Here is a 25443-nt window from a genome sequence, read left to right on the forward strand (position 1 = left end):
GTAACTGAATCCGCCGGGAACCGATTTACGGGCGACGGCGTCCTAGAGCCCGAGCCCAGGGCTATGCGTGTGAGGGGGACTCGGTGGACGACCACCGTGCGCAGGTCGAGGAGCTGCTCGCCGACTACCGGCGCAGCCGCGAGCAGCTGGCGTCGGTCCAGCGGGAGCTGGCGGCCGTCTCCGGGAGGGCCTCCAGTCCGGACGGGACGGTCACCGCCGTGGTCGGGAGCGGCGGGAAGCTGGTGGAGCTCGAGCTGTCCGAGCTCGCCTACCGGCGGCACCGGCCGGAGCAGCTGGCCGAGTTGATCGTGCGGACCGTCGGTGAGGCGGCCGCCACCGCTGCCGAGGGCACCTACCAGACGCTCGGCTCGGTGCTGCCCAGCGCCACCGACCCCGCGGCGCTGGTGGCCGGGACGGCCGACCTGCAGCCCGCCGAGTACAGGGCGGAACTGGCTCAGCAGCCTGCTCGTCGTCGTGCGGACGACGACGAGGACAACGAGCAGCGGGAGAGCTGGCTCGACTCCGAGCTCATCGACAGGAGGGTGCGATGACCGGGTATGAGGCCGACCTCGAGCGGCTGGACGCCGGGGCGCGGGACCTGAAGGGCTTCGCCGGGCAGGCCACCGAGATCAAGGGGACGCTCGAGCGGGCGCTCGCCTCGTTCGGGGCCTGCTGGGGCGACGACGCGGTCGGGATGAGCTTCGCCTCCTCGCACGAGAAGCCCTCCGCCGACGCTGCCGGTGCGGTGGCCGCGCTGGCCACGACGCTGGGTGACGTCGGGGACAAGCTCGCCGCCACCGCCGAGACGTACCGGCACGTGGAGCAGAGCAACGCGTCCGCGATGAAGAGGCTGGAAGGCTGACATGGGCATCGAGCTCCCCGCCGAACTCGCCGCCGTCGCGGCCAAGGCAGGCGTCACGTGGCCCAAGGCCGACGAGGACGCGATGCGCTCCAGCGCCGCCGCCTGGCGCGAGGCCGGCGACAAGATCAAGGGCCTGGGCGCCTCGTCCGACGGTGCCGCCGGTCGCGCGCTCGACGGCGTCAAGGGCGCCACGGGTGACGCGGCGCGCGGGCGCTGGGCGAAGGTCGTGGCGCCGGACGGCGAGCTGCAGCGCGCCGCCCGCGGGTGCCACGCCGCCGCCGACCGGCTCGACCACGCCGCCAAGCAGGTCGGGGCCGCGAAGGTCGAGATCGTGCGCGAGCTGGTGACGCTCGCCAAGAACACCGATGCCGCGAACACCTCCGCGAACGCCGGCAACCCCGCGGCGCTGCTCGGCCTCGACACGCTCACCAAGGGTGCCGCGGCCAACGTCGCGAACCTCCAGAACACGCTGTCCTCGGCGATCCGCCTCGACAGCGGCGTGGACATGACGCACGGCTCGCAGCCCGTCAACACCGCGCCCGGCGCCCACGGGCCCGGCTCCGGCGGTCCGAGCCTGGGCGGGCTGCTGTCGCCGGTCACCGACGTCGCCGCCGGTGTGGTGGCCCCGGTGGCCCAGGTCGTCGCGCCGGTCGTCGAACCCGTCGCCGCCGTGGTCGCGCCGGTCACCGAGACCGTCGCCCCCGTCGTCGGCGCGGTCACCGCTCCGGTGGCGCCGGTCGTCGGCGCCGTCACCGCGCCGGTCGCGCCCGTCGTCGGCGCCGTGACCGACGTCGCCGCACCCGTGCTGGACGCCGCCGCGCCCGTCACGGCGCCCGCCGCCGCCGTCGTGCAGCCGGTCGTCGACGCGGTGCCCGGCGGCCGTGACGTGGCCGGACCCGTGTTCGACGGTCCCGGCGACGGACACGGCCGCGGCGACGGTCCCGGCCACGGACCCGGTCAAGGGCAGGGTCCCGGACAGGGCCAGGGCCCCGGTCAAGGGCAGGGACACGGCCAGGGCGGCCCGCAGGTGCTGCCGGGCGTGGTCAACCAGGTCGTCGCGCCCGTCGCGGCACCGGTCGCAGACGCCCTCCCCGGTCTGCACGGGCACATCGGCCCGATCGCCGACGGCACGACCCAGGCCTCCGCGGCCGCGGTGCTCGACCAGCCGCTGGTCCGCGGTGGCGACGTGCACGGCGCACCCGCCGCCCAGGCCGCTCCCGCGGCGCCTGCCGCTCCCGCCGGTCAGGCGGTGGGCAGCGGGCCCGTCGGTGGTCCGGTCGGAGGCGCCGCCGGTGCCGTCGGCGGCGCCGTGGGCGGCGCGGTCGGTGGTGTCGGCTCGGCGGCTCCGGCCGCCGGCGGCCAGGCCGGTGCGGCTGTCGCCCAGCAGGCTTCCGGCCAGCAGGCCCAGGCCGCCCAGCAGGGGCAGCAGGCCGGTCAGCAGGCCGCCAAGGCCGCGGACGCGAAGGCCGCGGAGATCAAGGCCGGCGAGGCCAAGGCGGGCGAGGCGAAGGCCGGTGACGCCAAGCCGGGTGAGTCCAAGCCCGGTGAGGTCAAGTCCGGTGCGCAGGCCGTGGCCGGCAAGTCCGGTGCGCCGGCGGCGGTCCCGGGCACGGGCCACGCTCCGGGAGTGCAGCCCGGCACCCAGGCCACCGTCCAGAGCCAGGCCGGTTCCGGCACCCAGTCGCCCGGTCAGCACGGCGGTGCCCAGCCGGCCGGCCAGGGGCAGCCGGGCGTCACCAAGGACGCCCTCGCCAAGGACGTGGCGAAGGACGGCTCGCTCGACGACGCCGAGTTCGGCGAGGCCGGCACGCCGTCGCAGGCCCCCGGCGGTGCGCCCGTCGGCGACGCCGCCACCCCGGCGCCGCTCGCGACCGCCGACCTCGGCGGCCACGCGATCTCGGGCTCGCTCACCGACCGCCTCGAGAACCGCGAGAACCTGGCGCTGGTCGACCCCGGTCTCGCCGGGGACGTCATCCGCCACACCTACACCGCGATCGCGGCCGGCAGCTGGTTCATGGCGATCTTCCTGTCCGCCGGCCAGGCTCCCCGGCTCGCGCCGAAGCCCGCCCGCCAGCTCCCGCCGCCGAAGCAGGAGGAGGAGCAGGTCACGCCGCGGTTCGGCCCGCACGACCACCCGCGGGCCGACCTGGTCGACCTCTCCGGCCCGCGGCCCGTGGAGCAGGTCGACGGGCTGAGCGAGGACCACCCGGTCGTGCAGGAGCTGCTGGAGGGCTACGACTCGCTGGCGGGCATGCACGAACGCGACTGGGAGGGCCTCTTCCAGCACGAGGACGGCACGCCGCGCTGGCCCGTCGAACGCGAGGGCGGCTACGAGGACCCGCAGCCGGAGGTGCTCGCGGCCGGTGCCGAGCTCGACCGGTTCGGCACGCCGGAGGGACGCGTCCTGAGCACCGCCGGGACGCCGTTCGCCCAGCGCTCGCTGCCGCCGCACGTCCTCGCCGAGGGCTACCGGCGCTACCGGGTCGAGAAGGACCTGCCCGTGCACCGGACGATCAGCGCGCCCTGGTTCGGCCAGCCCGGTGGCGGCAGCCGCTACCGCACCACCTACCCGGTCGCCGACCTCGTGGCGCTCGGCTACCTCACGGAGATCACCGCATGAACGTCGAGTCGCTGCCCGAGTGGCTGAGCAGGATCGGTGTGCCGGACGACGTCGTCAGCATCGGTGAGGAGGCGGAGGGCCGCTGGTGCCTGCTCACCGACGAGACGGGGCACGAGGTGTTCTGGCAGGAGCAGGGCAACCGCTACGACTGGGCCCGGTTCGACGACGAGAGCGTGGCGTGCCACTACCTCTTCGGCCGGCTCGCCTGGGCCCAGGTCGCGCGCGGGAGCCTCAGCGTGCCAACAGCGTGAGGGCTTCGTCGTGCAGGTGGCCGTTCGACGTCAGCACGCTGCCGGCGTCGTAGCGCTCCTCGCCGTCCAGCGAGGTGAAACGGCCACCCGCCTCGGTCACCAGCACCTGGAACGGGGCGATGTCCCACGGGTTCGCCACGCACTCCGGCGCCAGGTCGATCGCGCCCTCGGCGACCAGGCAGTGCTGGTAGAAGTCGCCGAACGCGCGGCTCTCCCAGGTCGCGTCCACGAGCCGCAGGTACGCCTCGCGCGAGTGGTACTTCACCCACGACTTGATGTCCGTCGTCGACACGTAGGCGTCCTCGAGAGAGCGCACCCCGGACACGGAGATCGCGCGTTCACCGGCGGCGTCGGAGGCGAACGCGCCCCCGCCCGCGGCGGCCCACCAGCGGCGGCCCAGCGCCGGCGAGGACACGACGCCCACGACCGGCGTGCCGTCGACGACCAGGGCGATCAGCGTCGCCCAGATCGGCACGCCGCGCAGGAAGTTCTTGGTGCCGTCGATCGGGTCGAGCACCCAGACGCGCGACGCGTCCAGCGTGCCGCCGCGCTCCTCGCCCATGACGACGTCGTCCGGGCGTTCGGCGGACAGCACCGAGCGGATCGCGTCCTCCACCGCGACGTCGGCATCGGTGACGGGCGTGCGGTCCGGCTTGCGCTCGACGGCGAGGTCGTGGGCGCGGAACCGGGTCGCGGTGATCGCGTCGGCGGCGTCGGCGAGGCGGAGGGCGAGTTCGAGATCAGCATCGTGGCGTGACACGCGGCGATCGTTCCACGAATACGCTGGGCCCGTGAGCGTGGTGTTGCTGGCCGAGGACGACCCGGCCATCGCGGAACCGCTCTCCCGCGCGTTGACGCGGGAGGGCTATTCGGTGCAGGTCGTCAACGACGGGCCGAGCGCCTTCGAGTCCGCCATCGCCGGGGGCATCGACCTCCTGGTGCTGGACCTCGGCCTGCCGGGCATGGACGGGCTGGAGGTGTGCCGCAGACTCCGCCAGAGCGGCCGGGGCATCCCCGTGCTGATGCTCACGGCCCGTGCCGACGAGGTCGACTTCGTCGTCGGGCTCGACGCCGGCGCGGACGACTACGTCGCCAAGCCGTTCCGCCTGGCCGAGCTGATGGCCCGCATCCGGGCCCTGCTGCGCCGCCGCGCGCCGGGGACGCTGGAGGTCAACGGCGTGCGCGTCGACCTGGCCGCCCGCCGCGTCACGGTCGACGGCGGCGAGATCCAGCTCGCCAACAAGGAGTTCGAGCTGCTCAAGGTGCTGATCCAGCGCGCGGGCCAGGTCGTGAGCCGCGACGAGATCCTGTCCGAGGTGTGGAACGACCCGGACATGAAGGGCAGCAAGACGCTCGACATGCACATGTCGTGGCTGCGCCGCAAGCTCGGCGACGGCACGCCCAACTCGGCCGAGCGCCGCATCGCGACCGTCCGCGGCCGCGGTTTCCGCTTCAACGCCGACTGATGCGCCGCCGGATCCTGCGGGCCATCCTGCTCGCCGTCGCCGTCACGGGTTTCGTGCTCGGCATCCCGCTCGGCTACACGGCCCTGCAGCTGGTCGAGGACACCGCCCGCGGCGCCCTCACCGAACGCGCCCAGCAGATCGCGACGACGCTCGACGACCAGCTGGCGAACCGGCGCGTGATCGACATCGACGCGGTCCGGATCGCCATCCCCACGGACGGCCGCCTCACCGTCGTGTCGGGCGGGAACACGAGCGTCGTCGGCCCGTCGCCGGGCACCGACCCGCTGACCGCCGAGCTGCCGATAGCGCAGCAGGGCACCGTCCGCCTGGAGATCCCGTCCGGCCCGATGCACACTTCGCAGGCCCAGGTCGCGGGCCTGGTGCTGCTCCTGCTCGCGCTGTCCGTCGGCACCGGCACCGTCGTGGCGCTGGTGACGGCACAAACGCTCGCCCGCCCGCTGGGCCACGTGGCGGCGCGCGCGTCCCGCCTGGGTGCCGGCGACTTCCGCGCCGACGAGCAGCGCTACAACATCGAGGAGCTGGACGCCGTCTCCGAGGCCCTCGACACCTCGGCCACGGCACTGGCCCGCCTGGTCCAGCGCGAACGCGAGCTGGTCGGCGACGTCTCCCACCAGCTCCGCAGCCGGCTCACGGCGTTGCAGCTGCGCCTGGAGGCCCTGGCCGAACACCCGGAGCCGGACACCGCCGCCGAGGCCCGCGCGGCTCTGGAGCAGGCCGAACGCCTGGCAGCCGTGCTGGACGAACTGCTGGCCGCGGCCCGCGCGGCCCGTGCCGTGGGCGCCGAACCGCTGGAGCTGCGTCCCGCGTTGAACGCCATCGCCGAGGAGTGGCGCGAGCAGGTCAAGTCGCAGGGACGTGCGTTGCGCGTGCGTGTGCCGGACGGTTTGCTCGCGCGCGCGACGCCCGCACGGCTGCGTGAGGCCATCGGGGTGTTGCTGGACAACGCTTTGCGCCACGGCGAGGGTTCCGTCGTCGTCTCCGCACGGGGTGAGGACGGCACGGTCGTGGTCGAGGTCAGCGACGGCGGCGCGGGCGTGCCGGACGAGCTGGCGGCGCACATCTTCGAACGCGGCGTGTCCGGCGGCGGCTCGACGGGCGTCGGCCTGGCCCTGGCCCGCGCCCTGGTCGACGCGGACGGCGGGCGGCTGGAGCTGTCGACGGCCCGGCCGGCGACGTTCGCGGTGTTCCTGCCGGTGCCGAAGGCGCAGGACGTGGTCGGGATACCGTGGAAGACGCCGAGCACTCCGCGCTAGGAGTGGCCGAGCTCCTTCTCCTCCTCGAGCGACCGGGAGGCACCGCGCGCGTTCTCCTCGGGGAACACCCAGTGCTTGTACCCGTACCACCGGAACGCCATCGCGATCAGCGTGCCGACGATCTGCGCGCTCAGGAAGTCGGCGACCTCCTCGGTGAGCCGCGACACGTGCGGCTCCTGCAGGTGGAACAGGTAGCGCGACACCCACAGCGGCGCCGAGTTCAGCACGATGCCGATGCCGTTGACGAGGAAGAACAGCAGCGCCTCGTGGTGGCGCTCACGGCCGCCGCGGGTGCGGAACGACCACTCCCTGTTGAGGATGTACGACACGATCGTGGCCACGAGGGTGGCGATGATCTTCGCCGTCACCGGGTTGTTCGGCAGGACGACCGTCTTGATGCCGAAGAACAGCGCGGTGTCGATGATGAAGCAGGTGCCCCCGACCAGGGCGAACTTGACTAGTTCACGATGCTTCAGCGCGATCGACCGGATCGGCTCCGGGAACCGCGAGATCACTGTTTCGCCTAGGGACACGGGATGAGTCTACGGAGATCGGGTGAACGTGCCGGTCAGGTCGCGCGCCCGCGTCCGGGAACACCCAGCGCCGCATCGCCCAGAACTTGAAGCCCGTCGCGAGCAGCATGCCGACGACCGAGCCGGACACGAAGTCCGCGATCTCCTCGGTCAGGGTCGCGACGAACGGCGCCTGCAGGCCGAACAGGTGCCGCGACAGCCACAGCGGCAGGATGTTGATGGCCACGCCGAGGCCGCTGACCAGGAAGAACAGTGCTGCCTCGTGGTGGCGCTCGCGACCGCCGCGGGTGTGGAACGACCACTCCCGGGACAGCACGTACGAGGCGATGATCGCCACCAGGACGCCGATGACCTTCGCCGTGACGACCTTGTCGGTCAGCACGGTGAGCTTCAGCGCGTACCAGACCCCGTTGTCGATGAGGAACGTCGTGCCGCCGACCACGGCGAACCGGATCATCTCGCGGTGCTTGTGCAGCAGGAACTGGAGTGGTTCTGGCAACCGGCTCATGGCCCGGCGGACGACTGGCAGCACCGCGCCAGCTTACGGATCAAGACGGCGATGCCGACTCCGGGTGTTACCTACCGCAACGCTGAGGTGCTTGACCTGCACGTTCCGTGACGAAGGAAGATCAACTACTGATCAACTCCGCTGCGGCGGGCAGGGCGTCCCGAACAGGCCCGGCAGCAACGACGGCAGCAGGCCACCGCGGTCGCACGGCTCGTCCGACCGCGGCGCGGCCGGCTCCGGTGAGGACGGCGGCGCCGTGGTGGACGGCTCCGTCGTCTCCGGCGCTGGGGTCTCGGGCGCCGTGACCTGGGGCGCTGTGGTCTGGGGTGCGGTGTTCTGAGGCACCTCCGGGACCGTCGCCGACGGCAGGTCAGGCGCGGTCGGTTGCGCCGGCACCTCCGGCTTCTTCGGCTCGACCGGCTTCGCGGGCGTGGTCGGCCTGGGCTCCACGGGCGGAGTGGTCGTGGTCGTCGTCGGCGGGGTCGTCGCCGGCGGTTCCTCGACGACCGGCGGCCGGTCCGGGTGGCCCTTCACCGGCACCGTCACGGACTTCGTCGCGTTGCCGAGCGTCGCCTTGACGGTGACCGACCCGCCCCGGTGCGGCAGCCCGAACGCCCAGAAGGACATCCGGAACTTGCCGCCCTTGTCCAGGTCGGCGATGCAGCGCAGCGAGTCCCGGCCCGTCCGGGAGCACTGGCGGTACGGCGTGAAGATCACGATGTGCTCGGACGACGACACGTCCAGCTTCAGCGTGCCGGCCCGCGGACCGGTGTTGCGCACCTGGACGTCGACGCGCGGGTCCCAGAACACCTGGTGCCACGTCGACACGGAGAGCTCGAAGTCGTCGTCGACCGGCGGCACGTCGACCTCGACGTCCACCTTCACCGAGATGGACGTGCCGGCGCTGATCGTGCCGGTGATGCGGCCGGGCACCGCGTCGTGCGTGGCCTTGAGCCGGAACAGGAACGTCGCCTGCCCGCCGGGCGCGATGCCCTGCGGCGTCACGCACGTGATCACGCCGCTGCCGGCGGGGCAGTTCACGGTCTGGTCCGCCGCGCCGTCGAGCTGCAGCGCCCGCGCCGCGAACGACGACGGCCCGCCGGTCGACAGCACGCCCGGCGGCAGGGTCAGCAGCATGCTCGCGGGCGGCGAGACGGAGCCGCCGGTGTTGCGGACGGCGATCGGGAAGTCCTTGGCCTCCTCGCCCGGCGTCAGCGTGTAGCCGGTCGGCGTGGTCGGGACGAGCGACGGTGGCGCGGGCTCCGGTTCCGGCTCGGGTTCGGGAGTCGGCTCGGGCGAGGGTGGCGGGGTCGGCTGCGGAGCCGGTTCGGGCTGCGGGGCCGGGGCCTCCGGTGCCGGTGCGGGCGGTTCCGGCGTGGGTGCCGGGGTCTGCGCGGGCGGCGGCGCGGGGGGGGGGGGGGGCGGCTGCGGGGCCGGTGGCTGGGGGGAGGGCTTCGGCGGCTGCACCTGCGTCACCGCGGGAGGCGGCGGGTCGGCCTGCACCTGCGGCGGCGGCTGCTCGCTGCTGCCGGCCGCGAGGGCGATCACCACGGCCGCGGCGACGGCGGCGACCGAACCGCCGACCGTGACGAGCTGGCGGGGGATCGAGGCGCCGATCGCGCCCGCGCCCCCGGCGGCCGCACCGGCGCCGACGACGGTCGTGGTCGTGCCGGCCGCGAGGAGGTAGGTGGTGGCGCCGACGCCCAGGACCAGCGGGGCGACGAAGAGCCGCAGCGAGCCGTTGACGTCGGCGAGCTCGGCCGCGAGCGCGCGGCACCGGCCGCACTCGTCGAGGTGCGTCTCGACCTGCGTCGCCTCGCGCTTGGACAGGCCGCCGCGCGTCCACGCGCCGAGCCGGTCGACGGTGGCCCGGCAGCGCTCGCCGCCGGTCTCGGCGAGGTGCATCTGCAGGTACTGCTGCTTGAGGCCCTCGCGGGCGCGGTAGGCGAGCGCGGACACGCCGTTGGCCGTCAGCCCGAGCAGCGGGGCGACCTCGGCGGGCGATTGGCCCTCGATCTCGGTGTGCCAGAGCACCATCTGCCAGCGCTCGGGCAGCGCGGCGAAAGCGCGGGCGGCGAACGAGCGCTCGAGACCGGCGACGGCGGTGTCGCTGAACGCGACCGCCGGCGCGACGTCGGTCATGTCCTCGGTGAGGTCGACCTTCCGGTCGCGGCGGGTCTTGTCGTAGGCGGTGTGGCGCAGCGCCGTGAGGAGGTAGGCGCGGAAGGCGGCGTCGGGACCGCGGCCGGCGCGCAGCGTGTCGAGAACTTTCGCGAAGGCCTCGGAGACGAGGTCGTCGGCCTCGGCCTGCGAGCGGGCCAACTGGCGGGCGAGGTTGTAGGCCGCCGAGACGTGGCGTTCGTACAGCTGGCCGTAGGAGTCGATGGTCCCTTTGCGCACGGACTCGATGAGTTCCGCGTCGCTGGGCCCCTGTACATCTGCAGGAACGGTCGCCACAGTCTTCGTTTCCCTCCTCGCCGGGCTCAGTCTGACTTACGGCGTGCGGAAGAGTCATCTCAATCCCCCGCGCGGGTTGCGTCACGATCCAGCGACGAACTCGTCTCCCAGCTGGAATCGACGGCGAAAGGAGACCGGGTGGGTGTCGCACAAGCGGAACGCCTGCTGAAGTCGAGGTGGCGGACCGCCTCCATGGCCGCCGGCTGGGCGTTCCCCGCGGACTGGCCGCTGGCCGAGGTCGACGACGTGTGCGCGGCGGTGCTCGAGGACGAGGACCCCGGCGACGCGCTGGTGCGGCTCGGCCGCGCCAGAGCCGAGGCGGGCGCCGAGCTCGGCGAGACGTTGCTCGACCTCGCCGCGCTGCACGCGGTGATGACCTCGACCTCGTCGCAGATCGTGTCGCCGAACGTCGACGCGCTCCCCTCCCGGATGCTGCGCTCGACGGCGTTGGGCTGGGCGGACGTGGTGACGAGGCGGGCCGGTGACTGCGCGGCGGAGGACCCCCTGACCGGGCTGGCGACGCCGGCCTACCTGCGGACGCGGCTGGGCGAGGTGTACCGGGAGACGCCGGTGGCGCCGCTCGACTACGCGCTCGTGCTGCTGCGCCTCGACGTGCACCGCGCGTCCGGGTGGTCGCGGGTCGTCGCCATGACCCTGGTCTCGGACGCGCTGCGCACCGTCTTCGACCGCGGCGAGACGCTGGCGACCCTCGGGCCGTCGGTGGCGGCCGTGCTCGTCAAGCGCGACGAGCTGCTCACGCGGAGGGTCTCGAACCTCCGGGTGCTGGCGGCCGACCGGCTCGCCGACGACCCGAACGTCCGCCCGGCCGGGCCCGCGGAGGTCTGGGTCGAACGGCTGCCGGACACGCACGACCAGGCTCGCGCGCTGCTGGCCGCTCTCGGGCGCTGATCCACCCCTGTCCCGCGCCCGCGGGTCTTCCCGCGTCCCCACCGGGGTGGCTTCCGCCTGCCCGCAGAAGTGTTCTATTGTCTTAGTTGAGTAGAACAATCTGGGGAGTGTGCGTGGTCGAGTTCCACGTGGACCGCGGCAGCGGTTTTCCCGCGTACCTGCAGCTCGGGCAGCAGGTCAGGGAGGCTTTGCGGCTCGGCTGGCTGCAGCCGGGCGATCGGCTGCCGACGGTCCGCGACGTCGTCGCCACGAGCGGCGTGAACGCGAACACCGTGCTCAAGGCCTACCGCGAGCTGGAGCTCGCCGGTCTCGTCGAGGCCCGCCAGGGCTCCGGCACCTTCGTCAAGGCGTCCCTGGGGTCCGCCGCCCCCGAGGACCTCGACCCGTTGCGCGACAAGCTCGCCGCGTGGGTCGCGGAGGCACGCTCCGCCGGGTTGGAGGACGAGGACATCACCGCGCTGATGCGCGAGGTGCTGAGCAGGGGAGCGCGATGAGCGTGGTTGCGGCCGAAGTGTCGAAGTGGGCGGTGCGCGACGTCTCCTTCGAGCTGCCGCCCGGCAGCGTCACGGCGCTGGTGGGGGCGAACGGCTCGGGGAAGACGACGTTGCTGAACGTGCTGGCGGGACACCTGCCGCCCTACTCGGGCCGCAGCGCGGTGGCGGGCCGCGTCGCCTACGTCCCGCAGCACAAGCCGATGTACCGGGGCTTCAAGGTCGACGACGTGCTGTCGTTCGGCCGCCGCATGAACAGGGTCTGGGACCACCAGCGCGCCGACGACTGGCTCACCCGGTTCAAGGTGCCGCGGCGGCTGCAGTTCGGCGACCTGTCGGGAGGCCAGCGCACGCACGTGACGCTGGCGCTGGCCCTGGGCTCGCGCCCGGACGTGCTGATGCTCGACGAACCGCTGGCGGAGCTCGACCCGCTGGCGCGCAGCAGGGTGATGAAGGACCTGCTCACCGACGTGGGCGACAACGGCACGACGCTGGTCTACTCCACGCACGTCGTCGCGGAGATCGGCGGCGTCGCCGACCGGTTGCTGCTGCTCTCCGGCGGGCGCCTGCTGCTCGACGGCGACACCGACGACCTGCTGGAGCAGCACGTCCTCTACACGGGCCCGCACGCGTCCAAGTCGCCGGTGAAGGGGCGTGTGGTGATGGCCAAGCACGGCGTCTCGCAGTCGTCCTACCTCGTGCGCTCGGGTGGCGCCCCGATCGCCGAGCCGTGGGCGGCGCGGTTCGTGACGCTGGAGGAACTGGTCCTGGCGCACCTGGAGCGTGCGGCATGAGCGCGGCCTCGATCGTGTGGCTGACCTGGCGCCAGCACCGGTGGCCGGTCGTCGTGGTCACCCTCCTCGCCCTGGTCGCCACGCTCGCCCTGCTCGACGCGGAGCACGGCCGGCAGCCGGCGGGCTCGCTGATGCTGCCGGGCTTCTACGCGTCGGTGGTGCAGCTCGCGTTCGGTTGCGTGATCGGCGTGTTCTGGGGCGCGCCGATGATCGCCCGCGAGCTGGAGGAACGCACGTACTTCGTGGCGTGGGGCCAGGACGTCACGGCGGTGGAGTGGTTGCGCGGCAGGGTGGTGGTGCTGGGCGCGCTCGCCGCGGTGCTCGGTGTGGTCATCGGCATCGGCGACGGGTACCCCGGCGACTCGCAGCGGTCGTGGGACGCGTTCGAGGCGTCCCCGGCCGTGCAGGCGGGGTACGCGGTCTTCGGTCTCGCGCTGGGCGTGCTGGTCGGCCTGCTGACCCGGCACGTGGTCACGGCGATGACGGCGACGCTGGTGTTCTACACGGCGGTGCGCCTGCTGACCTCGCTCGTGGTCCGCGACCACCTGCTGCCCTCGGAACGCGCGATCGCCCGCTGGGAGGGCACGCCGCTCGTGCCCGCGGGGTCGCTGGAGCTGGGTGGCGGCTTCGTCGACGCCGGCCTCGACCCGGTGGCGGTGACGGACCGGTGCGCGCGGCTGACCGTGCACACCTGCATGCGGGCCTCGGGAACCGCGGCCGGCACGTACGTCGACTACCAGCCGGTGGGCCGGATCGGGATCTTCCAGTTCATGGAGGCCGGCCTGTTCGTCCTGCTCGCGCTGGCGCTGTTCGCGGTGGCGTTCCGGATCCTGCGCAGGAGCGGCGGGTGGAAGCCGTCGCGCTCCCACCGGCGCATCACGTCCGGCTCCGGTCCCGAACCGGTGGGCGGTCTCGTGTCAGGGGAGGTGCCCGACCGGGACCCGGTGCCCGGTCCGGACGCCGTGCCCGACTCGGCTCCCGAGCCCGGCTCAGCGCCCGAGCCCGGCTCAGCGCCCGAGCCCGGCTCAGCGCCCGAGCCCGGCTCAGCGCCCGAGCCCGGCTCAGCGCCCGAGCCCGACTCGGCGCCCGAGCCGGACGCCGCTCCCGTCGCGAGCCCCGCTCCCGGCGCGGAGGCCACCGGAGGCGCGCCGGACGAGCCCGCGACCAAGGCCGACGAGTAGCACCGGCTGGACGGCCGCGCCGCGGGTGCGACTGGCTCTGCTGGTGAGGTCCGCAGAAGCTGCAGGTAGGCTGCCTGAACCGTGGACTCCCGTACCCGTCTCCCAGTCGTCGGCATGATCGGCGGCGGGCAGCTCGCCCGCATGACGCACCAGGCCGCGATCCCCCTCGGTCAGTCGCTGCGCGTGCTCGCCGTCTCCGAGAACGACCCCGCCGCCCTGGTCGCCCACGACGTGGTGCTCGGCACGCACACCGACGTCGACGCGTTGCGCTCGTTCGCCAAGGGCTGCGAGGTCGTCACGTTCGACCACGAGCAGGTGCCGCAGGAGCACCTGCGCACGCTCGTGGCCGAGGGCGTGAAGGTGCACCCCGGCCCGGACGCGCTGCAGTACGCGCAGGACAAGCTGAAGATGCGCGTGAAGCTCGCGGAGCTCGGCCTGCCGGTGCCGCCGTTCGCCGAGGTGCACGCCGTCGCCGACGTGCTGAGGTTCGGCGCCGAGCACGGCTGGCCGTGCGTGCTGAAGTCGATCCGCGGCGGCTACGACGGCCGCGGCGTGTGGATGCTGAACACCCCGCAGAGCGCCGAGCGGGTCGTGCCCGAGCTGCTCGAGGCCGGGACGCCGTTGATGGTCGAGCAGTGCGTGGCGATGCGCCGCGAACTGGCCGCCGTCGTGGCGCGTTCGCCGTTCGGGCAGGGCGCGGCGTGGCCGGTCGTCGAGACCGTGCAGTCCGACGGCATCTGCGTCGAGGTGCTGGCCCCCGCGCCCGCGCTGGACGGCGACGCCGCCCAGGAGCTCGCGCTGAAGGTCGCCGAGGCGCTGGGCGTGGTCGGCGTGCTGGCCGTGGAGCTGTTCGAGACGGCGTCCGGCGACGTCGTGGTGAACGAGCTCGCGATGCGCCCGCACAACTCGGGCCACTGGTCGATCGAGGGCGCCCGCACGTCGCAGTTCGAGCAGCACCTGCGCGCCGTCCTCGACTACCCGCTGGGCCGCACCGACCTGATGGCGCCCGCCGTGGTGATGGCGAACGTGCTCGGCGCCGCCGAGACCCCGGCGATGGGCCCCGACGAGCGCGTGCACCACCTGTTCGCCCGGTTCCCGGACGCGCACGTGCACCTGTACGGCAAGGAGGAACGGCCGGGCCGCAAGGTCGGCCACGTGACGTTCCTCGGCAACGACATGGCGTCGGTGCGCGAGCGCGCGCGGCTGGCCGCGGACTGGCTGTCCACCGGCGTCTGGTCAGACGGATACGACATTCACGGGAGTGCGGAGTGACTCAGGTTGGCGTGATCATGGGCAGCGACTCGGACTGGCCGGTGATGAAGGCCGCCGCCGAGGCGCTCACCGAGTTCGGCGTCGAGTACGAGGTCAGCGTCGTCTCCGCGCACCGCACCGTGCAGCGCATGATCGACTACGCGAACTCGGCCGCCTCCCGGGGCCTGCGCGCGATCATCGCGGGTGCCGGCGGCGCCGCCCACCTGCCGGGCATGGTCGCCTCCGCCACGGTGCTCCCGGTCATCGGCGTCCCGGTGCCGCTGAAGTACCTGGACGGCATGGACTCGCTGCTCTCGATCGTGCAGATGCCCGCGGGCATCCCGGTTGCCACCATGGCCATCGGCGGCGCCCGCAACGCGGGCTTGATGGCCGTCCGCATCCTGGCGGCGTCCGACCCGGCCCTGCAGGAGCGCATCGCGCGCTTCCAGGCCGAACTCGAGCAGCTCGTACTAGACAAGGACGCGGCTCTGCAGAAGTCCCTCTGAGTGCTCAACGGCACAGCGGCGGCGCACGTGAACGGGCGCTAACATCGTGCCGAGTACTCGCTACCGGGAGGTAACAAGGTGAACCCGAGCTTCGGCACCTACCAGCTCGCCGAGGAGCACGAGGCGCTGCGAGAGGCCGTCCGCTCGCTCGCCGAGAAGGAGATCAAGCCGTACGCGGCCGAGGTCGACGAGAACGAGCGCTTCCCGGTAGAAGCACACGACGCCCTGGTCAAGGCGGGCTTCGCGGCCGTCCACGTGCCCGAGTCCTACGACGGCCAGGGCGCCGACTCGGTCGCCACCTGCATCGTGATCGAGGAGGTGGCGCGCGTCTGCGCGTCGTCCTCCCTGATCCCCGCCGTGAACAAGCTCGGCACCATGCCGATCCTGCTCTCGGCCTCCGAGGAGCTGAAGCAGCTCGTCATGCCGTCCATCGCCTCGGGCGAGGCGATGGCCTCCTACGCGCTGTCCGAGCGCGAGGCCGGCTCGGACACCGCGTCGATGCGCACGCGCGCCCTGCTCGACGGCGACCACTGGGTGCTGAACGGCACGAAGTGCTGGATCACCAACGCCGGCGAGTCGTCCTGGTACACGGTGATGGCGGTGACGGACCCCAACGCCGCCAAGAAGTCCGCCGGCATCTCGGCGTTCGTGGTGCACAAGGACGACCCGGGCTTCTCGGTCGGCCCGAAGGAGCGCAAGCTCGGCATCAAGGGCTCCCCGACCCGCGAGATCTACTTCGAGAACTGCACGATCCCGGCCAACCGGATCATCGGCGAGCCCGGCACCGGCCTGAAGACGGCGCTGCGGACCCTGGACCACACGCGCCCCACGATCGGTGCCCAGGCCGTCGGCATCGCGCAGGGCGCTCTCGAGGCCGCGGTCGCGTACGTCAAGGACCGCAAGCAGTTCGGAAAGTCCATTTCGGACTTCCAGGGCGTGCAGTTCATGCTCGCCGACATGGCCATGAAGATCGAGGCCGCCCGGCACATGGTCTACGTCGCGGCCGCGAAGGCCGAGCGCGGGGAGCCGAACATCGGCTTCATCACCGCCGCCGCCAAGTGCTTCGCCTCGGACGTGGCCATGGAGGTCACGACCGACGCCGTGCAGCTCTTCGGTGGCGCCGGGTACACGCGGGACTTCCCGGTCGAGCGGATGATGCGGGACGCCAAGATCACGCAGATCTACGAGGGCACCAACCAGATCCAGCGCGTCGTGATGTCGCGCGCCGTCCTGAACGGCTGAGGTTTCCACTCCGGGTCGCGGCCTGGAGGCTCCTGATCACACGACCAGGTGGCCTCCAGGCCGTACCCGTCCGAGCAGCCGATCCGGCTCGCCGGTGCGTTCACCCCTGTACGAACGGGCAGTCGTTCCCGCCCCTGAACGCCTTGTGGCAGCGGGGGCGGCTGTGGACAGTCGGACCATGACTCGCAGATCCACTCGTCCGCACAGCGAGGCGGTGCCACTGCACACCGACCCGGCGCCCCGGCGCCACCCTCCGCACCCCCTGCTGCTCGACCTGCAACGTGCCGCGGGCAACGCCGCGGTGTGCCGAGCCCTCGCCCCGGGCACGAGCCTGCAACGGGTCAAGGTCCGTTTCTCCGCCGAGGTTCACTCCGCGGTGGACACCGACGATCATTCGGTCGCCGGCCTCGACAGGATCAGGACGACGATCCTCGCCAAGTACCGCGAGGACAGGTTCAGGAGCCGCCGGGCCGGCATCTCGAAGCGTCTGTCGGTGCTGGAGTCGGTCTTGCGCCGACGTGAGGCAAGCGATCAGCTGAGCGCGCTCCGGGCGCGTTTCGACTCGAAGTTCAGCGACTCCCATGTGGTCGTCCAGCCCGGTGGTGCGGCGTCGGTTCGCGAAGCCTGGGTGAAGTCCATCAGGAGACCGATCGGCGTCACCACGAACTCGGTCCTGCTGTTCCCCAGCCTCGCCGCAACCGCGTCGTTCCGGGCGAGGGCCATGACCGCCTTCCGGAAAGCGCAGCGCAGTGAGGGAATGCACTGGATCCGCCACCACGGCAGGTTGACTCACAGCGACAACGCACATCGGGGTGCGATGCAGGTGTGGACGGGTGCCTCTGTGAAGGTTCTGGTCAAACCGGACGGCAGGTTCGACGCGAAGATCTACCACCTGGACGCCGCGGACGGCGGTGCGCTCGTCACGACCTACCGGCGCCGGCACGGCAGGGCAGGACAGCCGATCAGGCTGGTCGCCGACTCCGGGCACGTCGTGAGCCTGGGTCCGTGACTTTCACCGGCGACGGTTCAACGGCACCACTTGTGCACACGCCCGACCGGAGAACAGGTCCCGCGGTCGGGCGCTGCGGTGGGCCTGCCATCGCCGCGAGACGCGGCCAGGTGACGAGCCGGCCTCGCCGGGAACCGGTCAGAGCGAACCGAGGACCTCGCCCAGCCGCTCGTACGAACGACCTGCCCCGTCCGCCATCCCGGTCGCCAGCACCGCGTCCCGGACCTCCTGCGACACCAACGTCATCGTCGAGGTCATCGTCGTCCGCCCGTCCTCCTCGGCGAACGTCACGGTCGTCACCGCGGGCGGGTTGTCCCCGAAGTGCTCGGTGTTCACGATCCGCGAGTGCGGCGTGACCTCGGTGTACTCGCCGTGCATCTCGAAAGCGCCCGAGCCGTCCGGCTGCGCCCAGCCGTAGCGCCACTTGCCGCCCACGCGCAGGTCGACCTCGCAGATCGGCATCTCCCAGCCGTCGGGGCCGAGCAGCCAGCGCTTCAGCAGCGCCGGCTCCGTGAAGGCCTTCCACACCAGTGCCGCGGGCGCGTCGAACGTGCGCGTCATCGCGATCTCGGTGTCGGACGGGAGCGTCACGGTCGTGCCGAACTTGGTGGTGGTCATTGCTCTGTCTCCTTCATCTCCGTCAAGAGCGCGTCCAGGCGCGCGTAGCTCGCATCCCAGAAGCGGCGGTAGTTCTCGGCCCACACGGCGACTTCCTCCAGCGGTGTCGCGTCGAGCCGGCAGGGGCGCCACTGGGCCTCCCTGCCGCGGGTGATCAGGCCTGCCTTCTCCAGCACGCGCAGGTGCTTGGAGATCGCCGGGCCGCTGATGTCGAACGGCTCGGAGAGCTCCTTCACCGTCGCCGGGCCCTCGGTGAGCCGCGCGAGGATCGCCCGGCGGGTCGGGTCCGCCAGGGCGGCGAAGGTGGCGCTCAGCTGGTCCATCTCGTACCTAACCACTTGGTTATCTAACCTCTGGGTTAAGTAAGCCTCAGGGTGGCCGTGCTGTCAAGCCCCGGCCGAACGCGAGGTCTCCGGCAACCCCGGAGACCTCGCGCTCCGTCCTCACCACATGAGCTACCGGGTTCTCGTCGTCGTCGCCGTCGCCCTGCTGGCCGCCGCGTGCGGGGGCGGCGCTGGAGGGGGAGGTGACGTGGTGGGCAAGGTCTTCCACTCCACGTCCGTCACCGAGCAGGGCAAGGTGCGCGCCCTGGTCGAGGGCACGCGGGTGCGAGTGGAGTTCACCGACGACGGCAGGCTGATCGCCCGCGCCGGCTGCAACCAGATGCAGGCGCCGGTCTCGCTGGGTGGTGGCCGGCTCGAGGTGTCCGAGCTCAGCACGACCGCGATGGGGTGCCCGAACCCCGGCCTGCACGAGCAGGACGAGTGGCTGTCGAACTTCCTGAGCGCCACGCCGTCGTGGCGGATGGACGGCGGGAACCTCGTCGTCACCGGCACGAGCGCGGAAATCGTTCTCGCGCAGGAGGTTCCGGCGGCGCTGGAAGGTGGCGAGTGGACGGTCGACACACTGCTCACCGGTGATACCGCGTCGTCGGTGCCCGGCGGAGTCGTTGCGACGCTGGCGTTCCAGGACGGCGGGGTCCGGGTGTTGGCCGGGTGCAACAGCGGCTCCGCGCGGTACCGGACGGAGGGGCAGTCGATCACGTTCGAGCAGCTGGTCCTGACCGACAAGGCGTGTGGTCCGGACGAGATGGCGGTGGAAAAGGCTGTGACGGAAGCACTTCGAGGTCAGGTGACGTACAAAGTGGACGGTCAGGCGCTGGCGCTCACCGGTTCCTCCGGCACGGGCGTGCGGCTGAAGAAGAGCTGACCGCGCTGACCTGCGAACCTAAGGACTTGCTGTGCGGATCCTGTCGAAATCATGAGGTCGTTCGAACCTGCACTAGCTTTGGTTCGGAGTTGAACGACCAGCAGTGCAACGACAGGATCGGGGATTCGAGGACCATGCTCAAGGACGTGACCGCACTCATCGGCCGGATCGCCATCGGCGTCATCTTCATCGCCCACGGCTGGCAGAAGTTCGCCGAGTTCGGCATGGCGGGCACGGCCGGGTCGTTCGACAAGATGGGCGTGCCGCTGCCGACGCTGTCCGCGTGGTTCGCGGCATCCGTCGAGCTCGTCGGTGGTGCCGCCCTGATCGCCGGTGTCGCGCTGCCCGTCGTCGGCGTGCTGCTCGCGTTCAACATGGTCGGCGCCTGGGTCATCGTGCACCTGCCGAACGGCCTCACCGGCGAGGGCGGTGCCGAGCTCGTGATCGCACTCGGCGCGGCCGCGCTCGCGCTGGGCTTCAACGGCGGCGCCTACGCGCTGGACCGCGTGCTGTTCAAGAACAACAAGGTGCTCAACCCCGCTGCGGCGTGATCTCCCGGGTGACCTTCTCGGCGTCCCGGCGCGCGGCCGACCGGCCCGCGTCGGGATTGCTCACCTGCACGAGCGACCCGCCGGCCGCGAGCACGGCCAGGAACCCCTCCAGCACGGTGGAAGCCGAGTCCCACTCCACAGTGGACAGCACGCGCGGCTCGGCCCCCAGCTCCGCGCCGAGCTCCCGCGCCGCCGCCACGACCTCGTCCACGGTCAAGTCGCCGAGAGCGGGCGCGGAACCGGCGACCGGCTCCCACGGGGAGAAGTCGTCGCCGTGCACGCGCACGTCGTCGGAGTAGTCGACCGGGGCGCCGGAACCGAGTCCCAGCGGGTGCAGCGAGGCCACGGCCACGACGTCCGCGTCCGCCGCGCCACCCGGCGGCACGATGGCCACCTTCGCGCCGTCGGAACCCGAACCGACGACGACGCGCGCACCGCACCACCACGCGCCCAGCAGCACGCCGACGGTCTGCCAGTGCGACGGGAGCAGCACCGCCACCGTGTCGCCCGGCTCGACGTCGTGCTCGTCACGCAGCCAGTTCGCCGTCTTGGCGGCCCAGTTCTTCACCGTCGCGCGGGACAGCTCGACCCGCGAGCCCGTCGCGTCGTCGTAGTGCGTGATCAGCGGACGGCCGGAGTCGGCCTTCAGCAGGGGCGTGAAGAGGATCTCGGTCACGCTCACGCTCGGTCTCCTAATCGACGCAGGGCACGTCCTGTCGGGCTGCCGCGACGGCGGGGAAGCCGTCCAGTGCGAGCAGCTTCCCAGGGCCGAACCGCGCGGGCGACGTGGGGGTCGGCGTGGCGGTCGTCGAGGACGGGGCGGCCTGGGGCGTCTCGCCGATCAACTGCGCCACCCACGCCTTCACGGCCTCGCGGTCGACCGTGACCACGCTCTGGCCCCGGTCGTTGCGCGCGTCGATGTTCGTCACCGGGATCGTGGCGAACTCCACGTTGCCCGACGCGAGGCCCTGCGCCTGCGCCGCCAGCGTCGCGAGGTCGAGCTTCTCGTCCACGACCACCGACTTCGACACCGCGTCCAGCAGCCCGTTCATCTTGCCGGGGTCGGTGAACGTGCCCGCGGACAGCAGCTGCTTCATCGCCTGCGACATGAACACCTGCTGGCGCGTGATGCGGCCGAGGTCGCCGCCGGGCATGTTCCGCTGCCGCACGAACGCCAGCGCGTCGCCGCCCGAGATCGTCTGCGGGCCCGCGCGGAAGTTCGCGCCGGAGTTGGGGTCCGACGTGCCGGCCCGAAGGCACACCTGCACGCCGCCGATCACCTCGGTCAGCAGGTAGAAGCCGTAGAGGTTGATCTCCGCGTAGTGGTCGACGCGCATGCCCGTGAGGTCCTGCACGGCCTGCACCAGCGCCTTGCGGCCCGCCTCGTCCGACTTGCGCTCGCGCTCGGCCTGGTCGCTCACGCCCTCGGCCTGCAGCCGTTCGGCCGTGAGGTACTTCACGGCGCCGTACGCCGAGTTGATCTTGTCCTCGCGGTAGCCGGCGATCGGGACGTACGTGTCGCGCGGGATCGAGATCGCGCTCGCCTTGCCGCCGTTGCGCGGCACGCGCATCACGATGATCGTGTCCGTGTTCACCGTGTCGGTGCCCTCGGTGCGCAGCTTGCGCAGCACGTCCGCGGGCAGCGGTCTGCCCTGCGCGTCCGTGCGGCTGTCGCTGCCCACCAGCAGGATGTCGATCGCGCCGTCCTCGGCGGGCGGCGAGTTCGGGATGTCCTCCAGGACCTCGAGGATCTGCGTGGTGTTCGTGTTCTGCTTCACCAGCCGCAGGGCGGTCCAGAAGTAGCCGGAGAAGGCCAGCGTTGTCACGGCGACGAGCGCGACGGCCGTCCGGCCGGCGACCAGTGCGGTCTTCCTCGCGCGTGCAGCGGCGCTCAACGTCGGTCCTCCAGGTGCTGAATTTGCTCTCTCAGCGTAACTATCGGAGGACCGTTACGCCGGGATTTCAGTTCACGCAGACGAGTCCACCGGCAGTGATCGGCGGAGTGCTGCTCGTGACCGGAGCGGAGGGGGTGCCGGGCGCGTTCTGCAGGTCCACGTCCTCGGAGTCGTCCGGCGCCTGGTAGTCCGTTCCGACGAACACCTGCACCTGTCCCTTTTGGACGGACGCGCTCTCCTCGACGGTGACGTCCTGGCCGAGCTCCGCCGCGACCTTGCGCGCCGAGCCCTCCTCGCCGGGGGCGTACCGCACGACCGTGGTGTCGCTGACCGGCGCCGAGCCCACCGCGCCGCGCTGGAAGCCCTTGGTGGACAGCGTGTTCATCACCTGGGTGGCGAGGCCCTGCACGTTCGCCGCGTTGAGCACCTGCACGGTGATCGACGTGGCCGGGGGAGCGGGCAGCGTGGTGGTCGTCGTCGGTGCGGCGGAACCGCTCTTCGTCGTCTTCTCCGCGGCGAGGCTGGTGAGGAACTTCTTCACCTCGGCCGGGTTCACCGGCAGGACGTTGCCGTCGCTGTAGGTGTCCGTCGGCTCGCCCACGGGGATCGTCTTGAACTCGAAGTTGCCGCCGACCAGGCCCTGCATCTGCTCGGCGAAGGTCGTGATGTCCCAGCCGGAGCTGAGGATCACCGACTTCTGCACGGCCTCGACGAGCCCGTTGAGCTTCATCGAGTCCGTCAGCGTGCCGCTCGAGAGCACCTTCTTCGCGAGCGCCCCGATGAACACCTGCTGCCGCACGATGCGGTCGAGGTCGCCGCCGGGCAGGTTCTTGCGCTGGCGCACGAACGACAGCGCCTGCGCGCCCTCGATCGTCTGCGGGCCCGCCGCGAAGTTCGCGCCGGAGTCGCTGTCGGAGGTGGCCTCCTTCACGCACACCTCGACGCCGCCGATGGCCTTGGTGACCTCGTAGAAGCTCGCCAGGTTGACCTCGGCGTAGCGGTCGATCCGCACCTGGTTGCCGGACAGGCCCTCGATGGTCTTGATCAACGTCTTGCGGCCCGCGGCCATCGACTCGGTGCGGATCTGCTGCTCGTCGGTCACTCCCTGTGAGCGCAACTGCTGGTCGACCGTGTTGCGCTGGCGGGCGAACGCCGAGTTGAGCTTGTGCTTGCCGAACCCGTCCGCCATCTCGACGTAGGCGTCGCGGGGGAACGAGATCGCGACGGCGCGCGTGCCGTCGACGGGGATGTGCACGAGGATCATCGTGTCGGTGTTCTGCTCGCCGTCGGGGATGCCCCCGTTGAGCAGCGCGAGGGCCTCCTGCGACAGCGGGTTGCCCTGCGCGTCCGTGCGGCTGTCCATGCCGACCAGGAGGATGTCGACGGCGCCGTCGAGCGGCTTGGGGCCCTGCTTGGTGAGCTCCTCCGAGATGACCTCGGTCTTCACGATGCCGCCGTCCGCGGCGCGCAGCTTGGTCCACCCGTACGACGTGACGAGCAGCACAGCGGCCGAGACCAGCGAGATGAAGACCTTCCCGGTCACCAGGAACGCGCGGAAGGCCGCCGACGGCCGGGCGCCGACCACCCTGACCGGCAGACTTCTGCCTTCCACAGCCGTTTCCTCCCCCACCACACCGAGTTTAGTCGTTTATAAGACAAACGACGTGACATTGCTGTGGGTTGCAGCGATGACGTACGTGACAGACTGCGAGCGGGGATCACCACCACGGGAGGAAATGGCATGCGCGTACTGGTGACGGGTGGGGCCGGGTTCATCGGCTCGCACTACGTGCGGGAGTTGGTGAGCGGGTCGTACCCGGCGTTCGCCGGTGCCGAAGTGGTGGTGCTCGACAAGCTCACCTACGCGGGCAGCGAGACCAACCTCGCCTCGGTCGCGGGCAAGTTCGAGTTCGTCCGCGGCGACATCTGCGACCCGGTCGTGGTCAGGGAGCAGATGAAGGGCGTCGACGTCGTCGTGCACTTCGCCGCCGAGTCGCACGTCGACCGCTCCATCACGGGGTCCGCCGACTTCGTGCTGACCAACGTCCTCGGCACGCAGACGCTGCTGCAGGGCGCGCTCGACGAGGGCGTGGGCCGGTTCGTCCACGTCTCCACCGACGAGGTCTACGGCTCGATCGAGGACGGGTCGTGGTCCGAGGACCACATCCTGGAGCCCAACTCGCCGTACTCGGCCTCCAAGGCCTCCTCCGACCTCCTCGCGCGGGCGTTCCACCGCACGCACGGGCTGCCCGTCAGCATCACGCGGTGCTCGAACAACTACGGTCCGTACCAGTTCCCGGAGAAGGTGATCCCGCTCTTCGTCACGAACCTGATCGACGGCGGGAAGGTGCCGCTCTACGGCGACGGCCTGAACGTGCGCGACTGGCTGCACGTGGACGACCACTGCCGGGGCATCCAGCTCGTCGCCGAGGGCGGCAGGCCGGGCGAGATCTACAACATCGGCGGCGGTACCGAGCTCACGAACCGCGAGCTGACCGAGCGCCTCCTCGCGGCCACGGGCCGTGACTGGTCGGCCGTCGAGCCGGTGCAGGACCGGAAGGGCCACGACCGCCGCTACTCGGTCGACATCTCCAAGATCTCCGCGGAGCTGGGCTACGCGCCGCAGGTCGACTTCGCCGTCGGGCTCGCGGACACCGTCGAGTGGTACCGCGAGAACCGCGCCTGGTGGGAGCCGCTCAAGGAGCGCGCCCGGCTGGCGAAGGGCTGAGCGTTGATCCTCGTTCCCGGTGGTCGTGGTCAGCTCGGCCACGACCTCGCCGCCCTGTCCGCCGACGTCCGCGCGGTCTCCTCGGCCGAGCTGGACGTCACCGCGGTGACCGCCGCCGACCTCGCCGGCGCCGCCGCGGTGATCAACTGCGCCGCCTACACCGCCGTGGACGCGGCCGAGACCGACGAGGACCGCGCGTTCGCGGTCAACGCCGTCGGCCCCGGTCTGCTGGCCGAGGCGTGCGCCTCAGCCGGTATTCCGCTGATCCACGTCTCGACGGACTACGTGTTCTCCGGCGACGCGACGCGGCCGTACGAGCCGTCCGACGCAGTCGGCCCGAAGACCGCGTACGGCCGCACGAAACTCGAGGGCGAACGCCGTGTGCTGGAGGCGGGCGGCTGGGTCGTGCGCACCGCGTGGGTCTACGGCGTGCACGGCTCCAACTTCGTGAAGACCATGGCAGCGCTGGAATCCACGAAACCGTCGCTGTCCGTTGTGGACGATCAGACGGGCTCGCCGACGTGGTCGCGCGACCTGGCGGCGGGGCTGCTCGAACTGGCCTCGGTCCTGCCGGAGCAGCGGCTGCTGCACGCGACCGGCGGCGGCGACACGACGTGGTTCGGCTTCGCACGAGCGGTCTTCGAGGAACTGGGCGCCGACCCGGACCGCGTGCGGCCCTGCACGACGGCCGAGTTCCCGCGTCCCGCCCCGCGGCCCGCCTACTCCGTGCTGTCCGGCGAAGCGTGGGCAGCAGCGGGACTGCGCCCGTTGCCGCACTGGCGCGGCGCCCTGACGGAGGCTTTCCGGGCAGGGGTGGTCGCTCCCCGTGCGGGTGCTGCGCCATTGGGGTGACCGGTCTGGCACGGTCGTTGCGGATACGAGAGCCTGGTCGGCATGGTCGACTCCGGGCGCGATCCTGCGCGACCCGCGGCAACGGATTCCGATCGGCAGCTCTTCCTCCGGTGCGTCGCCGTTGTCACGGGCTCACGGCAGGTGTCGATGAGCCAGCTGGACAAGCACTCGCCGACGCCGCACTCGCGGTGACGTGTACGGGCGTCGGGGTCTCCTGACGCCCGGCTCCGAACGCG

27 protein-coding genes are annotated in these 25443 nt (G+C 71.9%); 18 read left to right on the forward strand and 9 right to left on the reverse strand.

What is annotated here, in order from left to right:
- Nucleotides 1–83 precede the first annotated feature (83 nt).
- Genes ACFWGZ_RS05465 through ACFWGZ_RS05480 form a run of 4 tightly spaced genes read left to right on the forward strand, consistent with a single transcriptional unit; the run spans nt 84 to nt 3733 of the window.
- Entirely contained in the window at nt 84–551 is a 468-nt protein-coding gene (locus ACFWGZ_RS05465) for a YbaB/EbfC family nucleoid-associated protein (RefSeq protein WP_382450241.1), read from the forward strand.
- The gene (locus tag ACFWGZ_RS05470; protein ID WP_382450242.1) at nt 548–862 is read left to right on the forward strand and encodes a WXG100 family type VII secretion target; all 315 of its coding nucleotides are present in this window, start codon (nt 548–550) and stop codon (nt 860–862) included. The genes ACFWGZ_RS05465 and ACFWGZ_RS05470 overlap by 4 nt, the downstream gene beginning before the upstream one ends.
- A 1-nt stretch (nt 863) precedes the next feature.
- Complete coding sequence (locus tag ACFWGZ_RS05475) at nt 864–3482, forward strand: TNT domain-containing protein (RefSeq protein WP_382450243.1); 2619 nt, start codon at nt 864–866, stop codon at nt 3480–3482.
- Nucleotides 3479–3733: a hypothetical protein gene (locus tag ACFWGZ_RS05480; RefSeq protein WP_382450244.1), complete on the forward strand. Its 255-nt coding sequence runs from the start codon at nt 3479–3481 to the stop codon at nt 3731–3733. The genes ACFWGZ_RS05475 and ACFWGZ_RS05480 overlap by 4 nt, the downstream gene beginning before the upstream one ends.
- Here ACFWGZ_RS05480 and hisN read toward each other — a convergent pair.
- Complete coding sequence (gene hisN / locus ACFWGZ_RS05485; protein ID WP_382450245.1) at nt 3714–4562, reverse strand: histidinol-phosphatase; 849 nt, start codon at nt 4560–4562, stop codon at nt 3714–3716. The two genes, ACFWGZ_RS05480 and hisN, sit on opposite strands and share 20 nt — an antisense overlap.
- Between hisN and ACFWGZ_RS05490 the strand changes: the two genes are divergently transcribed.
- Nucleotides 4525–5199 (forward strand): response regulator transcription factor, encoded by a 675-nt coding sequence (locus ACFWGZ_RS05490; protein ID WP_382450246.1) that lies wholly within the window; start codon nt 4525–4527, stop codon nt 5197–5199. The two genes, hisN and ACFWGZ_RS05490, sit on opposite strands and share 38 nt — an antisense overlap.
- Nucleotides 5199–6473: an ATP-binding protein gene (locus ACFWGZ_RS05495; protein ID WP_382450247.1), complete on the forward strand. Its 1275-nt coding sequence runs from the start codon at nt 5199–5201 to the stop codon at nt 6471–6473. The genes ACFWGZ_RS05490 and ACFWGZ_RS05495 overlap by 1 nt, the downstream gene beginning before the upstream one ends.
- Here the strand turns inward: ACFWGZ_RS05495 and ACFWGZ_RS05500 are convergent.
- From ACFWGZ_RS05500 to ACFWGZ_RS05510, 3 genes are all read right to left on the reverse strand, one after another.
- The gene (locus ACFWGZ_RS05500) at nt 6470–7006 is read right to left on the reverse strand and encodes a GtrA family protein (RefSeq protein ID WP_382450248.1); all 537 of its coding nucleotides are present in this window, start codon (nt 7004–7006) and stop codon (nt 6470–6472) included. The two genes, ACFWGZ_RS05495 and ACFWGZ_RS05500, sit on opposite strands and share 4 nt — an antisense overlap.
- Nucleotides 6936–7535, reverse strand: coding sequence for a GtrA family protein (locus ACFWGZ_RS05505; protein WP_382450281.1), 600 nt, complete (start codon nt 7533–7535; stop codon nt 6936–6938). The genes ACFWGZ_RS05500 and ACFWGZ_RS05505 overlap by 71 nt, the downstream gene beginning before the upstream one ends.
- A gap of 111 nt (nt 7536–7646) precedes the next feature.
- Complete coding sequence (locus ACFWGZ_RS05510; RefSeq protein ID WP_382450249.1) at nt 7647–9914, reverse strand: sigma-70 family RNA polymerase sigma factor; 2268 nt, start codon at nt 9912–9914, stop codon at nt 7647–7649.
- 195 nt (nt 9915–10109) lie between these two features.
- On the opposite strand from ACFWGZ_RS05510, the gene ACFWGZ_RS05515 reads away from it, so the two are divergent.
- The 8 genes from ACFWGZ_RS05515 to ACFWGZ_RS05550 all read left to right on the forward strand — a co-directional run bounded on the left by ACFWGZ_RS05515 (nt 10110) and on the right by ACFWGZ_RS05550 (nt 17354).
- On the forward strand, nt 10110–10880 hold the full coding sequence (locus ACFWGZ_RS05515) for a GGDEF domain-containing protein (RefSeq protein WP_382450250.1): 771 nt from the start codon (nt 10110–10112) through the stop codon (nt 10878–10880).
- A gap of 113 nt (nt 10881–10993) precedes the next feature.
- Nucleotides 10994–11374: a GntR family transcriptional regulator gene (locus ACFWGZ_RS05520; protein WP_382450251.1), complete on the forward strand. Its 381-nt coding sequence runs from the start codon at nt 10994–10996 to the stop codon at nt 11372–11374.
- Nucleotides 11371–12165 carry an ATP-binding cassette domain-containing protein gene (locus ACFWGZ_RS05525; RefSeq protein ID WP_382450252.1) on the forward strand — a complete coding sequence of 265 codons (795 nt, stop codon included), beginning with the start codon at nt 11371–11373 and terminating at the stop codon, nt 12163–12165. Before ACFWGZ_RS05520 ends, ACFWGZ_RS05525 begins: the two co-directional genes overlap by 4 nt.
- A complete protein-coding gene (locus ACFWGZ_RS05530; protein ID WP_382450253.1) occupies nt 12162–13346 on the forward strand; it encodes a hypothetical protein in 1185 nt (394 codons plus the stop codon). Before ACFWGZ_RS05525 ends, ACFWGZ_RS05530 begins: the two co-directional genes overlap by 4 nt.
- 81 nt (nt 13347–13427) lie before the next feature.
- Nucleotides 13428–14618, forward strand: a complete 1191-nt coding sequence (locus ACFWGZ_RS05535; protein ID WP_382450254.1) for a 5-(carboxyamino)imidazole ribonucleotide synthase — start codon at nt 13428–13430, stop codon at nt 14616–14618.
- A complete protein-coding gene (gene purE / locus ACFWGZ_RS05540; protein WP_382450255.1) occupies nt 14615–15103 on the forward strand; it encodes a 5-(carboxyamino)imidazole ribonucleotide mutase in 489 nt (162 codons plus the stop codon). The genes ACFWGZ_RS05535 and purE overlap by 4 nt, the downstream gene beginning before the upstream one ends.
- A 78-nt stretch (nt 15104–15181) precedes the next feature.
- A complete protein-coding gene (locus ACFWGZ_RS05545) occupies nt 15182–16345 on the forward strand; it encodes an acyl-CoA dehydrogenase (RefSeq protein ID WP_382450256.1) in 1164 nt (387 codons plus the stop codon).
- Nucleotides 16346–16523: 178 nt separating this feature from the next.
- Nucleotides 16524–17354 carry a hypothetical protein gene (locus tag ACFWGZ_RS05550; RefSeq protein ID WP_382450257.1) on the forward strand — a complete coding sequence of 277 codons (831 nt, stop codon included), beginning with the start codon at nt 16524–16526 and terminating at the stop codon, nt 17352–17354.
- A gap of 138 nt (nt 17355–17492) precedes the next feature.
- Here ACFWGZ_RS05550 and ACFWGZ_RS05555 read toward each other — a convergent pair whose 3' ends face one another.
- Both ACFWGZ_RS05555 and ACFWGZ_RS05560 read right to left on the reverse strand, forming a co-directional pair.
- Entirely contained in the window at nt 17493–17972 is a 480-nt protein-coding gene (locus ACFWGZ_RS05555; protein WP_382450258.1) for an SRPBCC family protein, read from the reverse strand.
- Nucleotides 17969–18295 (reverse strand): ArsR/SmtB family transcription factor, encoded by a 327-nt coding sequence (locus ACFWGZ_RS05560; RefSeq protein ID WP_382450259.1) that lies wholly within the window; start codon nt 18293–18295, stop codon nt 17969–17971. The genes ACFWGZ_RS05555 and ACFWGZ_RS05560 overlap by 4 nt, the downstream gene beginning before the upstream one ends.
- A 127-nt stretch (nt 18296–18422) precedes the next feature.
- Between ACFWGZ_RS05560 and ACFWGZ_RS05565 the strand changes: the two genes are divergently transcribed.
- Both ACFWGZ_RS05565 and ACFWGZ_RS05570 read left to right on the forward strand, forming a co-directional pair.
- Nucleotides 18423–19181 carry an META domain-containing protein gene (locus tag ACFWGZ_RS05565; protein ID WP_382450260.1) on the forward strand — a complete coding sequence of 253 codons (759 nt, stop codon included), beginning with the start codon at nt 18423–18425 and terminating at the stop codon, nt 19179–19181.
- Nucleotides 19182–19315: 134 nt separating this feature from the next.
- Nucleotides 19316–19732 carry a DoxX family protein gene (locus ACFWGZ_RS05570; RefSeq protein WP_382450261.1) on the forward strand — a complete coding sequence of 139 codons (417 nt, stop codon included), beginning with the start codon at nt 19316–19318 and terminating at the stop codon, nt 19730–19732.
- Here the strand turns inward: ACFWGZ_RS05570 and ACFWGZ_RS05575 are convergent.
- The 3 genes from ACFWGZ_RS05575 to ACFWGZ_RS05585 all read right to left on the reverse strand — a co-directional run bounded on the left by ACFWGZ_RS05575 (nt 19713) and on the right by ACFWGZ_RS05585 (nt 23239).
- Nucleotides 19713–20414, reverse strand: a complete 702-nt coding sequence (locus ACFWGZ_RS05575; protein ID WP_382450262.1) for a TIGR03089 family protein — start codon at nt 20412–20414, stop codon at nt 19713–19715. The two genes, ACFWGZ_RS05570 and ACFWGZ_RS05575, sit on opposite strands and share 20 nt — an antisense overlap.
- Before the next feature lie 10 nt (nt 20415–20424).
- Nucleotides 20425–21627, reverse strand: a complete 1203-nt coding sequence (locus ACFWGZ_RS05580; protein ID WP_382450263.1) for an LCP family protein — start codon at nt 21625–21627, stop codon at nt 20425–20427.
- Nucleotides 21628–21694: 67 nt separating this feature from the next.
- Nucleotides 21695–23239: an LCP family protein gene (locus tag ACFWGZ_RS05585; RefSeq protein ID WP_382450264.1), complete on the reverse strand. Its 1545-nt coding sequence runs from the start codon at nt 23237–23239 to the stop codon at nt 21695–21697.
- A gap of 129 nt (nt 23240–23368) precedes the next feature.
- Between ACFWGZ_RS05585 and rfbB the strand changes: the two genes are divergently transcribed.
- Together rfbB and rfbD are read left to right on the forward strand one after the other, a co-directional pair.
- The gene (rfbB, locus tag ACFWGZ_RS05590) at nt 23369–24355 is read left to right on the forward strand and encodes a dTDP-glucose 4,6-dehydratase (RefSeq protein WP_382450265.1); all 987 of its coding nucleotides are present in this window, start codon (nt 23369–23371) and stop codon (nt 24353–24355) included.
- 3 nt (nt 24356–24358) lie between these two features.
- Entirely contained in the window at nt 24359–25207 is an 849-nt protein-coding gene (gene rfbD / locus ACFWGZ_RS05595; RefSeq protein ID WP_382450266.1) for a dTDP-4-dehydrorhamnose reductase, read from the forward strand.
- Nucleotides 25208–25443 lie beyond the last annotated feature (236 nt).

It is taken from the genome of Lentzea sp. NPDC060358 (assembly GCF_042725365.1).
Lineage (GTDB): Bacteria > Actinomycetota > Actinomycetes > Mycobacteriales > Pseudonocardiaceae > Lentzea.